Raw genomic sequence first — 14,120 nt, 5'->3', positions numbered from 1 at the left:
GCCTCCTCTAGGTTGTGGAACGACTCTCGCTATCTCGGGAAAGGGCTGGTTCGGTAGACGCGACGGGACGGGACCGCTCCCGTGCGGCATAGGCAACCGCGGCGATGATGATCACGCCTTGAGCTGCCGGTCTGATGGTTGATGGCAAGGCCAGCTGGTTGAACAGGGTGAACAGCGCCTGGAGAGTGAGCGCACCACCCATCGCGCCGATGACGGTGCCGCGGCCGCCACCCAACACCACCCCGCCCAGGACCACCGCCGTGATAGCCGAGAACTCCAGTCCCTGTCCCACTTGCGCCGTCACACCGGCGAATCCGCCGATGAGTACGGCGGCGAACGTGGCCATGACACTGGACAGAACGAAGGCGGTGGTGCGCACCTGCCACACCCGGGCCCCGGAATAGGCCGCGGCACGTTCGTTGTCGCCAGTGGCGATCAGCGTCTTACCGTATGAGCTGCGCATCAACGCGATCGCGGCGACAACGAACACCACCAGAATGACTAGCGCCCACGGCAGTTGGCGCACCACCGGTAGGTCGATCCCACCACGCCCAGGCTGCCGGAATGCCTCCGACAACGCACCGGTGGGGGCTCCTCCCGTCCAGAGCCGGACCGCGCCGAACAGGACGAGCATCATCCCGAGCGTCGTGATCAACGACTGCACCTTGAGCAGCGTGGTGATCAGTCCGTTGATCAACCCCACGAGGGCACCAAAGGCGATCATTAGAAGCAGCACCGGAATGGTACGGCTCTCTTCCCCATCGATGAGCCGGGCAGCGATAACCACCTGGGCGCCAACGAGCGATCCCACCGAAAGATCAAGCTCGCCGGAGACGATGACGAAGTACTGGCCGATGGCCAGCAGCACCAAAGGCGCCACGGTCTTGGCGAACGCCATCAACGACGGCGGCTCGAAGAAGGTCACGTTGACGAAAGAAATGACCACACAGATCAATAGGAGCAGCGCGAACACGGTGCCGCTACCGCCGCCGAACAGCCGGCCGGCAGCCGTGCGGGCTTGGTCGCCGCGCCGGGTGAGCGTCACATTCGTCATGTGTCGCCCCCTTGTGCGGTCCGGGCCGTACCTGAACCCGCCGGGACGGGTGTGGCTGGCGGCACCGGCGGATCGCTCCCGCCTCCGCCGCCGTCATCGCGGCCGGCCCCGCCCCCGCCTCCGCCGTCGCCGTTGAACCGATCTCTTCGAGCCCGGCGATCAAGCTGGCGACGGGCGTAGATGGCGACGGCGGCGATGATGATCACACCCCGAAGTACGTCCTTGAAGAACGGGTCCACCTGCATGATGTTGAACACCGTGTCCAGTACGGCGAGGATCAGCACGCCGCCGATGGTCCCGGCGATGCCGCCTCGCCCACCGAGCAACAGAGTCCCGCCCAGCACCACGGCCGCGATGGAGTCGAGCTCGTACAGGCTGTTGTAGACGAGCGAACTTCCGGTTCCGAAGCGGGCGGCGATGAGGAGGCCCGCCATACCCGCACACAACGAGCACAACACGTGGGCGGTGATCATCACCCGGCCGGTCCGGATCCCCGACATCCTCGCGACCTCGGCGTTACCACCTACCGCGAACATGTGGTATCCGGTGCGGCTCTTACGCAGGAACAGGATTCCCGCCACCGCGATGACCAGCATCACCGCGGTTGACAACGGAAGAAACCCCAGGCGGGTGTAACCGAACTGCTGGAACTCTCTCGGCACGTCTCCGGCCGGCCCCTGGTACTGGGTGTCCAGATAACCCTTGATGATCAGCCCCATGCCCAGTGTGGTGATGAACGGGTTGACCTTCAGCACCGTGATGATCAGACCGTTCGCCAGTCCGATCAACGCGGAAATCACCAACACGGCCACTACGCCCAAAACGATCCGGTCGGCTTGCCCCGCCATCGTCGTCGCCGCGATCAAGCTGGTCAGCGCCACGACGTAGCCGACGGAGAGGTCGAGGGAGCGGCACAGGATGGCGAATGTCTGGCCGATCGCGATGAACCCTAAGAGGCTGGACCTGGTCAACATGTCGACGAGGTTGCCGGTGCTGAACAGGTTCGATCCGCGCATTCCGACAAGAACCGCGCTGATCGCCAGGATGGCGAACAAGGCCACGAAGACCAACTCGGTCGGCCCAAGACGCCAGGTAGACCTGGCTGGACGCTGCGATACGTCGACGCTCTGGGTCATCGCTCCCGCTCCCCCGATTCTTCCGTGTGACCGGTGGCTAGGCCCATGACGGATTCTTCGTCGGCCCCAGCGGGCAGCTCGCCCACGATGCGGCCGTCTTTGAGGACGACGATCCGGTCGGCCATGCCGATCACTTCGGGTAGTTCCGACGAGATCATCAAGATCGCCACGCCGTTGGCGGCGAGTTCCCGCATGAGCGTGTACACACGTTGTTTGGCGCCGACGTCGATACCTCGGGTCGGTTCGTCGAGGAGCATCACCGACGGCTCGGTAGCCAGCCACTTGGCCAGCACTACCTTCTGCTGATTGCCGCCGGACAGAAAGCGCACCTCTTGGTTGTTGCCGCGGGCGACGAGGTCCAGCGACGACAAGATGCCGGGCACCCTCCGGGCGCCCCGCGCCGCCTGCCTGGGTGTCACCGCGTCGAGTACCAACCGCGCGTTGGCCAGCACCGACTGGTTCAGCACCAAACCCTCGGCCTTCCGGTCTTCGGTGACCAGTGCCAGGCCCGCCCGGACCGCCTGCCGCGGCGAGCGGATGTTCACCGGGCGCCCGTCCAGGCGCACCTCACCTCGGGTGAAGCGGTCGATCCCGAACAGTGCCTGGGCGATCTCGGTTCGCCCGCTGCCCTGCAGTCCGGCGAGCGCGGTGATTTCACCTGCCCGGAGGTCCAGATCGATTCCGTCGAGCTGGGTATTACCGCCGCCCCGGATCTGCAGTTGGACGTCGCCGACGGTGGTGCCATCCAGCCGGTCCGGGAAGAAGCTCGAGATCGGCCGGCCGACCATGAGCTTGACCAGCTCGTCGGAGGTGATCTGCGTCGTGTCGACGGTGTCGACCAGCGAACCGTCCTTAAGGATCGTCACTCGATCGGACAGGTCGAAGATCTCTTTCAGCCGGTGCGACACGTACAGGACGGCCACTCCACGCTCGCGCAAGGTGCCGATCAGCCGGTAGAGCACGTCCACTTCTTCGTCGGCCAACGCGGCGGTGGGCTCATCCATGGAGATGATCCGGGCGTCGTAGGAAAGCGCTTTGACGATCTCGACGATCTGCTGGCCAGCGACCGAGAGCGAGTGCACCCGAGTCTGTGGGGTCAGCCACGACAACCCCAGATCAGCCAGAAGGGCAGCGGTGTCGGCATTCATGCGGGCGGCGTCGACCAGGCCACGTGTCCTGGGCTCGCGGCCAAGGAACACGTTCTCCGCCACCGTACGTTCCGGCAGCAGGTTGAACTCCTGGAAAACCGTGGACACTCCGGCGTGCTGCGCCTGTAATGGATGCTCGAACCGGACCTCCTGTCCATCGAGTTCGATCCGCCCGTTGTCCGGCTGATAGACCCCGGCCAGGATCTTCATCAGCGTCGATTTGCCGGCACCGTTCTCCCCGACCAGCGCATGTACCTCACCGGCACGTACGTCGAGATCGATCCCGAACAGCACCTGCACGCCGAGGAAAGATTTGTCGATCCCACGTACCCGCACCAACGGCTGATCGGTGGCCGTGCCGTCGACGGGTCTGCCTTCCGCGGGTTCACTGGCCAGGTTCGCGCTCACATCCCCACCTCCACCCAGGTGTGCTCACGTGCGGAAGCGACGACCGCGTCGGCGATCTTCGCGGCGCGCAGACCATCGTCGAAGGTAGGCAAGCCGTCCGGCCAGCTCCCGCCCATCGCGGAACGCGTATCGGAGACGAACGAATTGAAACAATCCTGATAACCCTGCGGATGGCCGGACGGAATACGCGCATAGCGGGCGGCGGCGGGGGTCAGAGTCTCCGGATCACGGACCAGCACACTGCTGCTCGCCCGGCCGCCGCGCCACAGGAATTCGGCGTTCTCCTGATCGAACGCAAGCGATGACGTGGAGCCGGAAATCTCCAGTACGAGGCGGTTCTTACGCCCAGCGGATACCTGGCTGATCACCACGGACCCAATGACGCCGGCGGCGGTGGTGAACTGGACGACGACGATGTCCTCGGTCGACACCAGGCGGGGAGCGCCGTCACCACGATGCTCGTTCACCGTCGACAGCTGCGCCGACACTTGAACGATCCGGTCTCCGGTGACGAACTCCAGGAGGTCACACCAGTGCGACCCGATATCACCGAACGCGCGGGTGGGGCCGCCGAGGCTTGGATCGACGCGCCAGTTGTCATCGCTGGGACGCAGCAGCCAATCCTGGAGGTACCCGCCGTGGGCGAGGAACACGGTACCGATGTCACCGGCCCGCACCCTCTCGCGTGCCTCGCGGACCATCGGATGAAATCGATAGACGAATGGCACCGTCGCTACCCGCTGTGCATCTCTGGCCGCGGCTGTCATCAATGCGGCGGATTCCGCGGAGGTGGACAGGGGCTTCTCGCAGACAACGTGTTTACCGGCGTCGACCGCCGCGAGGACCACTGATTCATGCAGGTGGTTCGGTGTACATACGTGGACGACGTCGACGTGCTGCGACTCCAGTGCCTCGTTCAGTGAGCTAAAAGCCAGGTCGGAGTACATCTCTGGCAAGGCTGTCTTGGCCTGGTCAACACTTGATCCGACGATCCCGACGACGCGTCCCCCGGCCGTATGGACGGCTTGCGCATGGACCCGGCCCATGAATCCAGTACCAACGATGGCGGCCCGATAGGTGGGTGTCGGGCTGGTACGCAGACGGGCAACGTCGTCCTCTGTGATCTGCGTCCTACTCATGCAGAGGACCGTAAAGGCACTTTTGATCCTTCGTCAAGCAAAAGTTGCCCACCTGTTACCGAATAATGAACAGATCGCGTGATGAACACGCGCATGTTTCACTAGTTCCATGCTCGAAAGCGTCCATGAAACAGCAAAACAGCCCCTGGCGGCCGCTGTAGCCGCCAGGGGCACCCCCGGCGCCGGCATGCTGCTCCAGCTACTAAGAGACGGACTGCCACGTACCCGGGCCCAGCTTGCTACTGAGACCGGATTGGCCCGATCCACCATCACCCAGCGGGTGGACGCCCTGCTGAACAGCAACCTCATCGGCCCCGCGAGCAAGGCCGCCTCCACGGGCGGGCGCCCACCCACCCAGTTCACCTTCAACCCCAGCGCCCGGGTTGTCCTCGCCGCCGACATCGGCGCCACTCACACCCGGCTCGCCGTCACCGACCTCGCCGGCACCACCTTGGCTGAGGCTCGCACGAAACTCGACGTGACCACAGGTCCGGAGAAGGTCCTCGACTGGGTCGCAACCAGCGGACTACGGCTACTCGAAGAATCCGGCCGCCTTCCCCAGCTGCTAGGGGTCGGGATCGGCCTACCCGGACCGGTGGAGCACTCGACGGGCCGCCCGGTCAACCCGCCCATCATGCCAGGCTGGGACGGCTACGACGTGCAAGGCTACCTCCGCGACGTATTCGGTGTCGCCGTCCTCGTTGACAACGACGTGAACATCATGGCCCTCGGCGAACACTTCAGCCACTGGAGCAACTCGCCGCACATGATGCTGGTCAAAGTGGCTACCGGCATCGGCAGCGGCCTGATCAGCGATGGCCGACTACATCGAGGCGCACAGGGAGCCGCCGGGGACATGGGGCATGTGCAGGTACCGCGTGGCGCCAACGTCCCATGCCACTGCGGCAACGAGGGCTGCCTCGAGGCGGTCGCCAGCGGTGCCGCCATCGCAGCACAACTAAGCGAACGGGGCATCGACGCCAGCTCCAGCCGCGACGTCGCCGCACTCGCCAAGGCCGGCTCGCTCCAGGCCCTCCAGCTCCTGCGCCAGGCCGGCAGGGACATCGGCGACGTGCTCGCCGCGGCCGTCAGCCTGTTCAACCCGTCGTTGATTGTCGTCGGCGGCTCCCTTTCCTTGGCCGGTGAGCAACTCGTCGCCGGAATCCGCGAGGTGGTCTATCGGCGCTCACTTCCACTCGCCACACAGCACTTGCGGATCGTCGAATCACACACCGGCGACCGTGCCGGCATTATCGGTGCCGCAGTCATGGTCATCGACCACGCACTGTCCCCCGCTCAGGTGGATTCCCTGATCTGACCTCCCTTGTTGCTGGTCCAGCGGTCACGCGAGCAACGCTCACGTAGCGTCCTGCGAAGCGTGCGCCTGGGCGCTCGACGTGCAGGACACTACGTTTACACGCCGGTGGGCGTCGGCGATGCTGTGGGTGATTCTCAAACCCCGGAAGCCTTTACGAGCGGCCAACGTCGGCCACCGACAGCAGCGCCGACGTGTTGATAAGTGCCGTCGAGCCGTCGGGCAGGCCGAGGATCCGTTCCAGGGCCCACGAATGGGCAGCAACTATGTGTTCGACGGCGCTGGGGGCGATAGGGGTGGATCCGGGCACGAAGAGCTGGTCGGCGAGTGCGTCGTTGAGGTCTTGGAGCATGGTGGCCAGGATCAGGCCGGCCTGCTCGGGGTCAGGGACCGTGAAGACGCCCTCCCGTACCCCCCGGGCAACGACGGGCGTCAGCAGGCGGGCGAGCCGGTCGATGATCGCCGTGCGGAATCGCTGCCTGACAAGGACGTTGCTGTCCGAATACCAGACTCCCAGCGTGGCCCGAAGTTCGTCGTTCTCTCGGCCTCCGCGTGCCGAGAGCTCGGCGAAGACCCCGCGTAACTGGTCCATCGGACTCAGCGCCGAGTCTGCCGCGATGGGCTCGAGCAACGCAGCTATGCCGTCGGCGAACCGGTCGACCACGGCCGACAGGAGTTCCTGCTTGGCCTGAAAGTAGTGATAGAACGCTCCCCGCGAGGCGCCCGTCTCGTGCAGCACGTCCTGGACGCTCATTCGCTCATATCCGCGGGACTCGATGAGCCGCTGAGCGGCGTCCAGGAACTCGTTGCGGCGCCTCTCGTGAGCGGCCACGTCCACCGTGCGTGCCATACCTTCGGCCCCGTCGTCAGTCGTGGTAGCGATGGGATATGGAGCCGTCGGTCGCGACGCGGGCGCGAAGATGCTCCGCGAAGGTCAGCCGGCCGCGATCGCCGTCGGCGACGACCATGGAACCGCCCACGCCGGCCATGGCGCCGAGCCGGCCCGGCAACGGGATCGCGAGCACCCGACGACGGCGGCCCGCGACCTCCAGGTACGTGCGCATCAGCTCCTCCATCGTCTCGACCTGAGGTCCGCCGAGGTCGCGCGCCCGACCCACGGGTGGACCGATGACGAGCTCCGCGAGCCGGTCGGCGACCTCACCGACCTCGACCGGCTGAAGTATCGCCCGTCTGGGGACGACGGCCACCGGTCCCTTCGCCATCGGCCTCAGGTACCGCAGAATGAGGTCGTGGAACTCGGTCGCCCGCACCACCGTCCACGGCATCCCAGACGCCTCGATCACCCGCTCGGACTCCAGCTTCGCCCGGAAGAACCCAATCGGTACTTTGTCGACGCCGACGATCGAGGCGTACACCAGGTGCGGGCGCGCGCTGGTCAGGGTCGCCACGAGTCGGCGGGTCTGCTTCACATCGCGCTGCGGCCGCCGGTAGTCCGCCGCGCTTGCCAGGTGCGCGATCACGTCCACCCCCGCGGTGGCCTCGGCTAGACCCTCGCCGGTTTCCAGGTCGCCTTGCACGAACCCCTGCTCAGAGCGGTGCGAGCGACTCAAGATCCGCACCTCCGCGTGATCGCGGAGCCGACTCGTCAGCTCCCGTCCGAGGACCCCGGTTCCTCCCGTGATCAACACTCTCATCGCAACTCCTCGCCATCGAACAAGCCACCACGCTCCAATCATAGACCGACAGTCGGTCTATGATTGGAGTGGGCGGGCGTCGGGTGGAGGACTCGATCCTGCTGATCGGCCCACCCCGCATCCGACGTGCGCGGAGGTTCCGGGTCTCGCCGCTGCTCGATCCACGCCTGCACGTCCGACACCGCGAACTTCACACCCGCTCGCCGAACCGGTGCCCGCGCGGGCCCTTGCCGTGGGTGCGCCAGTCGTACACCGTCGACACCGGCACACCCAGATACTCCGCCAGCTCGGCCACATCCAACAGCGGTTCCAGGCCCCACGGATTCGACGACGCCGAAGCGTGTTGTGCGTCGCGAGGGGGTTTTCGATGGGCTTGTCACATCCCCTACCAGAAAGGTCCTGGCAACCCGTGGTTGACCAGGACCGATCGGTCGGGATGACAGTGTGCGGTCTCGCGACATCGGAATGGGGTGTCTCAGGACGTCGGCATAGGTGTGTCTCGGGTCATCGGCATGGCTGACGACGTCGTCGCACCTTCGAGTCCGACGCTGGGTTGTGTCGAAGCGACGCATGGTCATCACGGCCGTTCTCGCCGGCTCGTCCCAGCCCGAGGTCGCCCGCACATACGGTGTCTCGCAGTGCTGGACCGGCCGCCTCGTCGCGGCGGGCGTTCGACTGGTTGCGCCGCTACGTCCCGGAGCTCACGCTCTACAACTGGCAGAACGCGGCAGCCAAGGTGGTGACCCTCGATCTGAGAACCCGGTCCCCTATACGGTGACCGTATGCCTCATGCGCCGAGTTTCGGGTATTTCCTGGTACCCAACGCCGCCGAGCCACTGCTGGATCACGCCCGGGACGCCGAGCGGCTCGGGTTGGAGTACGTCGGCATTCAGGATCACCCCTACCAGCGGCGCTTCCACGACACGTTCGCACTGATGAGCGCCATTCTGGCAACGACGACGACGCTCAAGGTCTTCCCGGACGTCGCCTGCCTGCCGCTGCGGCCGCCCGCCGTGCTGGCGAAGTCGGCGGCGTCGCTGGACGCGCTGTCCGGTGGCCGCTTCGAGCTGGGCCTGGGAGCCGGCGCCTTCTGGGATGCCATCGACGGCTACGGCGGTGAGCGCCGCACGGCCGGTGAGTCGGTGGACCAGCTGGCCGAGGGCATCGAGGTGATCCGCCGGATCTGGAGCGGTGAGCGGGGGTTGCGCTTCGAGGGTGATTACTACCATCTGCGCGGGGTCCACTCCGGGCCACCGGCGGCGCATGACATCGCCATCTGGGTCGGCGCGATGGGCCCACGGTCGTTGCGGCAGCTGGGACGGATCGCGGACGGCTGGGTGCCGTCGCTGGACGAGGGCGTGCTCGATCGTCTCCCCGAGATGAACGACCGCATCGACCAGTCCGCCGCGGACGCGGGCCGCGACCCGTCGTCCATTCGCCGGGTGTTCAACGTCGCCGGCGAGATCACCGAAGGGTCGTCTGCGGGATACCTGCGTGGTCCGGTGCGGCAATGGGCCGATGAACTGGCGGTCCTGGTCACCGAGCACCGGGCCGACCTGCTCGTGTTCGGCGGAAGCCCGGGCGAGCAGCTCCACCGGTTCGGCGCGGAAGTGGTGCCAGCTACCAAGCGGTTGCTCGGTCTCGATCCGGACTGAGAACGCCCCATCGCGGCCTCTGCTCCGCCGCTTCCCGCTGATTGGCAGTAGTTGGCAGTGCCAGGTCTGCCGATGACAGTGGCGGCAGGGCGATCGTCCAGATGTTCATCCGCATCTGAATATCGAATGGTCTCGCCGACCTCCGGGCGCGTCGCGCGCAACGGTCCTACACCGGCACGGACCCGCTCCCGCCGGATGAGCGCAGCCACGTGCGCAAAGCCCGCGCCGCCTACGAGGCCGGCCAAGCCGCGGCAGCGACCAACAACCAGGCCGCCAGCACGGACGAAACCACCAGCGGCGAGCGGTACACGGCGAACCTGACCGACCCCGACTCGCGGCTGCTCAAGACCCGCAACGGCTGGATCCAGGGCTACAACTGCCAGATCACCAACAGCGACGACGGGTCCATCTTCACCGTCCGCGCCACCACCGACGCCAACGACGTCGAACAGCTCATCCCGGCTATGAACGAGGTCAGTGCCACCGCTCAGGCCCTCGCCGACCGCACCGGCCGCGAGGACCTGCGCCAGGTGGGAACCATCATCGCCGACGCCGGCTACGACTGCGATGACAACCTCACCGCTGCGGGCCCCGACCGGCTCATCGCCGACGGCAAACGCCACACCATCGACCAGCCACCCTTCCCAAAAAACAACAGGCTCTATAGCGAGGAGAACCCTCCCCTGTCACACCGAAAACCCTCCACCGTCACTCAGCCAACCCCAGACGGCAGCCCACGGCGTCACGAAACCTGCCCGTGATCACGATGTCCTGAGGGAGCAACGGGGTACGAGCGACCAGCCAGGAGCATCCGGCTGACATCTGAATCAGCACTCTTGAAGGGGCTGGCTCGCCTTGCTCAGCGACCACTGCGGCCGACGCCAGGTGTCGCGGAGGCCAAACCGGACGCTCCCACTTTGCCGCTCCCGACGAGGCAGGAGGTGTTCCCGTTCGGCAGACTTCCGACATGGACAGCACCGCCATCGCTCAGCTCGTCATTCGCTCCTCCGCCCCCACCGGTCCGGGTCTCGCCGTCGGCGTCTACCGAGGAGGCTCCCTGGTCGGCCACGCGGCTGCCGGGCTCGCCTCGGTGGAATTCGGGGTGCCGATCGACGAGCACACGCGCTTCGACATCGCGTCGACGAGCAAACACTTCACCGCCACCGCGGTACTGCTGCTCGCCCGCGACGGGCTCCTCGACCTCGGGGACGACATCCGCTCCCATCTGCCTGAGCTGCGTCTGACGACGCCGGTCACCATCGCTCAGTGCCTGTTGCACACCGGTGGGCTGCCGGAATGGCTAGCGCTGGCCGAGATCGCCGGTCGACCCCTCACCAGGATCACGCAGGACCAGGCTCTCGCGTTCATCTCGGGCCTGGAAACCCTCAACTTCGCTCCCGGCTCCGAATTCAGCTACTCCAACACCGGTTACGTGCTCGTGGCCTCCCTGGTACATCGCCTCACCGGACGCACTCTCGGCGAGTTCGCCACCGAGCGCATCTTCGCACCGCTGGGGATGAGCCACACGGCGTTCCGAGAGGACAGCAGGGCGGTACTGCCACAGTTCGCATATGGCTACGAGAGCGTCGGCGACGGTTTCCGCAGAGCCGACAGCGAGGAGTGCGCGGTCGGTGACGGCGGACTCGCCACCAGCGTGAGCGAGCTGGGCCCTTGGTTCCGCTTTCTGCGGACCGGCGACGTTCTCGGCCAGGACATCCGTGACGCCCTGTTCGGTGGCAATCCGACGTTCCCCGACGGGAGCGTCGGCCCGTACACGTATGGCCTCTATCATGCGGCCCTCGGTAGCGAGCGTGTCATCGGCCACGCTGGCGCAGTCGTCGGATACCGGTCGCAGCTCTACTACTTCCCCGATCACGATCTCGGCGTCGTCGTCCTCTCGAACAACTCCGCCGTGAATCCCGGCGTGATCGCGCAGAAGGTCGCCAGGATCGCCGCGGAGATCCCCGACGCCCCCGCGCCCGTCCGTGTCGACGACACAACAGCAGCGCAGGCCGTTGACGGCTGGTGGATCATGCGCGATTCCGGTCATTCGGTGCAACTCGCCGCCGAGGCCGACGGAACCCTGACCCTGTCTGGACTCCAGAGGGGGCGCTTCACGCTTGCGACCGATGGCAGCTGGCACGGCGACGACCCCGACGACGGCCTGCAGCTCCACTTCGATGGTGACCTGCTGCGCGTGAGTACCAGGATGAGGCCGGGTCGCGACATGACGTACGAACGGTGCGCAGCACCGGATCCGTCCGCCGCCGCACCGACTGGCACCTACCTCGACGCTGAACTCGGCATCCTCGCGATCATCCACGCGGATGGGAGATTTCGCCTCGGCCTCGAGATCGCTGGTCAGCTCGAACCAGGCCCGGACAACACCTTCCGTGCCGGTCCCGCAGCACTCCGGCGCGAGGGCGACGACCTGCTGCTGAGTGGACACGGCGTCCACACGTTGCGGTTTGTCCGCCAGCCCGACGGCACCGATCTCATCGGTGTGCCCAGGGGACTCGAGAAGCCGTGAGGCCGATCCAGATCCGGGTGACCGCCGGCCGTCGTCACAGTTCAAAGATGAGCAGACGGGCACCCGGGGGCTCGCCTGGCCGGGCGACTCGCTTGGACGCCACGATGCGATCGACGCGATCGTCATCGGCCTGCGGGCGGCCAAACGTCCCTGGCCGGTGGCCGAGGACCTCGTCGAGTGCGTCGATCGTCGCCTTGAGGAGATTGTCGAGGTCTGGTGCGTTGTCGCCGACCTGGCTGGGATCAAGGCGATACTCGACATCGATACCGCCCCGGCTCGACCGCGAAACGGTCCTACCCGCGCACGCCGTTCGCACCGCAGCCTTCCAACGCTGCTCATTGTCTTCGGCCGCGAAACCCGTAGGCCGACCAACGACATCAACGGCAATGGCGGTCTTGGCCGTCGATACGGGCGACGCCTGCCCCGAAACGTCGTCGGCCGGCGGTTCCGGCATGGTCAGCGGTGGCGGTGGCGCGACGATGTAGCCATCCTCGAGCGAGCCATAGACCTGCAGGCTGTCCGGGCGGTGGTGCCAGAGCCATGCCAAGTGCGCGCAGAAGATAGCGTCCAGCTCATCCTCAATGCGGGTCACGTCGCCGGGTTTCGGATCCGCGACAATGTGAGACAGTTCCGCCCATCGTGGATGCTCACTCAAACACAACTCACCGATCGAGGCGAAGTGCCGCACCAACTGGGCGAAGCCTTCGGCCCGGGAGGGCCCCGACTTGTAGATGATCCGCTCGGCGAGACCAAACAGTCCAACCATCGCCGGATGCGGGTAGACCTCAATGCACACCGGCGCATTGACACTCCCACGCTGGGCAGGGTCCACCAACCAGCCACATCGGTCCGCGAGAGTCGCCGCACGCGGAGGATTGAACTCGGCGCGGCTTCGATTGGAGGAGTGCGCGCCGATCTTGTAACGCCAGAACGCTCGAGAGATCTCCGTCTCACATCGTCGCTGTCCCGTCTCGTTCGGCACGATCAACGGCGCATCGACCGCCGCGACAACGACCCCGCTCGCGAACGTTCGCAGCCACCCATCGATGTCGTCGTTAGTCCGGACAGCACCGGAATGAACCAATCGGCCAGCATCGTCCACCACGGCCATGCCTGTCCGTGCCCTGGGGCCCCAAGCCAAGTCGATACCGACGAAGCTCGGCGACGGCGAGGCCACGACCGAACCCTAGCCGAATACCGCCGATCCCCGAGGCCTGGCCGGCCGGACCGAAGGACAAGCGCCGTCGACACTCGGCCTCGGCGACTGCGGAACAGTCCGGTCAGTGCTTCAGAGGTCTGCACAGGTGTCGCGCCCGGACGCGACGAGAATTCCGGTCGTTGCTACAGCCACGAACTCGCGGCCTCGATCGTCAACGTAGGTTACACGTATCGCCGATGAACGGCCGACCTCGTCCGCAGTCGTCGGCTCGAGGCCAAGTACCAAACCTCGTTCTTCGCCTGGCCCGATAGTTGCGCCTGCAGCTTCTTCGCGCCCGGACCACATCAAGTCGTCCTCGCCGTACGGCGGTGGCCACTCCGCCCACACCCCAATCGTCTCCATATCCGTCGGTGTAACGAGCGCGTGGACGAGCTCGACATTGACAGGATCGTCGATCTCCACTGCTCGAAGCTCGATGTCGGCATCCGACTCATTGGTCAGCACGTTGTAGCCAAAGGTCACAATTTGCCCCGACGCCGACGGAATGCAGGTGCGACTAGAGTCTTCACCCAGCCGAAGTGGACCGCCTTCAGACGGCCCGGTCGACAGTCCGCAGCCACAGGCTGTCGCTGCGATAACAAGCCAACAGCCCACGAAGCCGCTACTTCTTTGCAACGAGCCTCCTCACAGCTCCCGAACCAGGCTTAGCATGCGTACCACACAATCTGCGCTGCGCGTCTGGCCGGGCTTGACGCCGTGCTCGACACCGGCAAGCCACAGCCCCTTCTCCAGCGTCATCAGATGAACACCGAAGTCACGGGCGATCTGCCCGATCGTCACTCCAGGCTCGCGGCTGCGCAGCACGCACTACGTCGTCACGAAACTCGCTCGGATAAGGCTTGGGCACAACGACATCCTTCT

15 protein-coding genes are annotated in these 14,120 nt (G+C 65.9%); 5 read left to right on the top strand and 10 right to left on the bottom strand.

The window, feature by feature from the left end:
• Positions 1 to 7: 7 nt before the first annotated feature.
• Genes G8760_RS19705 through G8760_RS19690 form a run of 4 tightly spaced genes read right to left on the bottom strand, consistent with a single transcriptional unit; the run spans position 8 to position 4,885 of the window.
• Complete coding sequence (locus tag G8760_RS19705) at positions 8 to 1,054, bottom strand: ABC transporter permease (RefSeq protein ID WP_166354338.1); 1,047 nt, start codon at positions 1,052 to 1,054, stop codon at positions 8 to 10.
• The gene (locus tag G8760_RS19700) at positions 1,051 to 2,190 is read right to left on the bottom strand and encodes an ABC transporter permease (protein WP_166354336.1); all 1,140 of its coding nucleotides are present in this window, start codon (positions 2,188 to 2,190) and stop codon (positions 1,051 to 1,053) included. Before G8760_RS19700 ends, G8760_RS19705 begins: the two co-directional genes overlap by 4 nt.
• The gene (locus G8760_RS19695; protein ID WP_166354621.1) at positions 2,187 to 3,734 is read right to left on the bottom strand and encodes an ATP-binding cassette domain-containing protein; all 1,548 of its coding nucleotides are present in this window, start codon (positions 3,732 to 3,734) and stop codon (positions 2,187 to 2,189) included. Before G8760_RS19695 ends, G8760_RS19700 begins: the two co-directional genes overlap by 4 nt.
• Positions 3,735 to 3,742: 8 nt before the next feature.
• Positions 3,743 to 4,885, bottom strand: a complete 1,143-nt coding sequence (locus G8760_RS19690) for a Gfo/Idh/MocA family protein (RefSeq protein ID WP_166354334.1) — start codon at positions 4,883 to 4,885, stop codon at positions 3,743 to 3,745.
• A gap of 109 nt (positions 4,886 to 4,994) precedes the next feature.
• Here G8760_RS19690 and G8760_RS19685 point away from each other — a divergent pair, with 109 nt between their 5' ends.
• Positions 4,995 to 6,203 carry an ROK family protein gene (locus G8760_RS19685; protein WP_166354332.1) on the top strand — a complete coding sequence of 403 codons (1,209 nt, stop codon included), beginning with the start codon at positions 4,995 to 4,997 and terminating at the stop codon, positions 6,201 to 6,203.
• 151 nt (positions 6,204 to 6,354) lie between these two features.
• On the opposite strand, the gene G8760_RS19680 is transcribed toward G8760_RS19685, so the two are convergent.
• The 3 genes from G8760_RS19680 to G8760_RS29945 all read right to left on the bottom strand — a co-directional run bounded on the left by G8760_RS19680 (position 6,355) and on the right by G8760_RS29945 (position 8,150).
• Positions 6,355 to 7,050, bottom strand: coding sequence for a TetR/AcrR family transcriptional regulator (locus G8760_RS19680; protein WP_166354330.1), 696 nt, complete (start codon positions 7,048 to 7,050; stop codon positions 6,355 to 6,357).
• 16 nt (positions 7,051 to 7,066) lie between these two features.
• Positions 7,067 to 7,855 (bottom strand): SDR family oxidoreductase, encoded by a 789-nt coding sequence (locus G8760_RS19675; RefSeq protein ID WP_166354328.1) that lies wholly within the window; start codon positions 7,853 to 7,855, stop codon positions 7,067 to 7,069.
• 190 nt (positions 7,856 to 8,045) lie between these two features.
• Positions 8,046 to 8,150 (bottom strand): helix-turn-helix transcriptional regulator, encoded by a 105-nt coding sequence (locus tag G8760_RS29945; protein WP_246222625.1) that lies wholly within the window; start codon positions 8,148 to 8,150, stop codon positions 8,046 to 8,048.
• 333 nt (positions 8,151 to 8,483) lie between these two features.
• On the opposite strand from G8760_RS29945, the gene G8760_RS19665 reads away from it, so the two are divergent.
• From G8760_RS19665 to G8760_RS19650, 4 genes are all read left to right on the top strand, one after another.
• Positions 8,484 to 8,633: a hypothetical protein gene (locus tag G8760_RS19665; protein ID WP_166354326.1), complete on the top strand. Its 150-nt coding sequence runs from the start codon at positions 8,484 to 8,486 to the stop codon at positions 8,631 to 8,633.
• A gap of 4 nt (positions 8,634 to 8,637) precedes the next feature.
• Positions 8,638 to 9,510 carry an LLM class flavin-dependent oxidoreductase gene (locus G8760_RS19660; RefSeq protein ID WP_166354324.1) on the top strand — a complete coding sequence of 291 codons (873 nt, stop codon included), beginning with the start codon at positions 8,638 to 8,640 and terminating at the stop codon, positions 9,508 to 9,510.
• 209 nt (positions 9,511 to 9,719) lie between these two features.
• Positions 9,720 to 10,271 (top strand): insulinase family protein, encoded by a 552-nt coding sequence (locus G8760_RS19655; RefSeq protein ID WP_166354322.1) that lies wholly within the window; start codon positions 9,720 to 9,722, stop codon positions 10,269 to 10,271.
• Between the two features lie 206 nt (positions 10,272 to 10,477).
• The gene (locus tag G8760_RS19650; protein WP_166354320.1) at positions 10,478 to 12,040 is read left to right on the top strand and encodes a serine hydrolase domain-containing protein; all 1,563 of its coding nucleotides are present in this window, start codon (positions 10,478 to 10,480) and stop codon (positions 12,038 to 12,040) included.
• Positions 12,041 to 12,074: 34 nt separating this feature from the next.
• Here the strand turns inward: G8760_RS19650 and G8760_RS19645 are convergent, their stop codons facing one another.
• The 3 genes from G8760_RS19645 to G8760_RS19635 form a co-directional block, all read right to left on the bottom strand.
• The gene (locus G8760_RS19645; protein WP_166354318.1) at positions 12,075 to 13,217 is read right to left on the bottom strand and encodes a DUF429 domain-containing protein; all 1,143 of its coding nucleotides are present in this window, start codon (positions 13,215 to 13,217) and stop codon (positions 12,075 to 12,077) included.
• Between the two features lie 111 nt (positions 13,218 to 13,328).
• A complete protein-coding gene (locus G8760_RS19640) occupies positions 13,329 to 13,721 on the bottom strand; it encodes a hypothetical protein (RefSeq protein ID WP_166354316.1) in 393 nt (130 codons plus the stop codon).
• A 162-nt stretch (positions 13,722 to 13,883) separates the two neighbouring features.
• On the bottom strand, positions 13,884 to 14,063 hold the full coding sequence (locus tag G8760_RS19635) for a hypothetical protein (RefSeq protein WP_207782528.1): 180 nt from the start codon (positions 14,061 to 14,063) through the stop codon (positions 13,884 to 13,886).
• Positions 14,064 to 14,120 lie beyond the last annotated feature (57 nt).

It is taken from the genome of Phytoactinopolyspora limicola (assembly GCF_011320225.1).
GTDB classification, from domain to species: Bacteria; Actinomycetota; Actinomycetes; order Jiangellales; family Jiangellaceae; genus Phytoactinopolyspora; species Phytoactinopolyspora limicola.
The sequence above is the reverse complement of the archived record's forward strand: the minus strand, read 5'-3'. Positions and strand labels throughout refer to the sequence as shown.

Coding starts and splice junctions, on each gene's coding strand:
- G8760_RS19675 (WP_166354328.1), bottom strand. CDS start 7,855: ATGAGAGTGTTGATCACGGGAGGAACCGGGGTCCTCGGACGGGAGCTG.
- G8760_RS19660 (WP_166354324.1), top strand. CDS start 8,638: ATGCCTCATGCGCCGAGTTTCGGGTATTTCCTGGTACCCAACGCCGCC.
- G8760_RS19680 (WP_166354330.1), bottom strand. CDS start 7,050: ATGGCACGCACGGTGGACGTGGCCGCTCACGAGAGGCGCCGCAACGAG.
- G8760_RS19700 (WP_166354336.1), bottom strand. CDS start 2,190: ATGACCCAGAGCGTCGACGTATCGCAGCGTCCAGCCAGGTCTACCTGG.
- G8760_RS19685 (WP_166354332.1), top strand. CDS start 4,995: ATGCTCGAAAGCGTCCATGAAACAGCAAAACAGCCCCTGGCGGCCGCT.
- G8760_RS19690 (WP_166354334.1), bottom strand. CDS start 4,885: ATGAGTAGGACGCAGATCACAGAGGACGACGTTGCCCGTCTGCGTACC.
- G8760_RS19705 (WP_166354338.1), bottom strand. CDS start 1,054: ATGACGAATGTGACGCTCACCCGGCGCGGCGACCAAGCCCGCACGGCT.
- G8760_RS19650 (WP_166354320.1), top strand. CDS start 10,478: ATGGACAGCACCGCCATCGCTCAGCTCGTCATTCGCTCCTCCGCCCCC.